This window comes from Polaromonas sp. P1_G1, assembly GCF_056405595.1.
In genome coordinates, this window is record NZ_JBFUBU010000302.1 from 1 (window position 1) to 360 (window position 360).

Annotated in this window: 1 protein-coding gene; it reads right to left on the minus strand. The window is 50.3% G+C overall.

Going from position 1 to position 360, the window contains the following annotated elements; all coding sequences use genetic code 11:
* Window positions 1–360, minus strand: a 360-nt coding sequence (locus AC1D1Y_RS26955) for an AAA family ATPase (protein ID WP_477685032.1), incomplete at both ends; no start/stop codon positions are given.

The window sequence follows — 360 nt, forward strand, 5'->3', positions numbered from 1 at the left end:
GCGTGGTGTCATGCGTCGTAAAAATGAGCTGCGCCTTGGTGCCCTCGTGGTGCAACCGCTTCACCAGGTGGTGCACCAACAAAGGGTGCAGGCTGGTGTCCAACTCATCCACAACCAAAACACGCTCGTTCTCGATAACGTCCAGCCAATGCCCGGCAAAAGCAAACAACGCACGTGTGCCGTCGGACTCATCATCTTCATCAAACTCAATAGCCTCTTGCGTGTTCACGTCTTTGTGGAAGAACAAGGGTTCGACAAACTTTCGGCCCTCCATATCTTTCAAAAATTCATCCTTGATAGCGGCAGGCATACCTTTGGGCAAGATGTCTGCGGAAAAAACTGTTTCTTTCAGCTGAATAT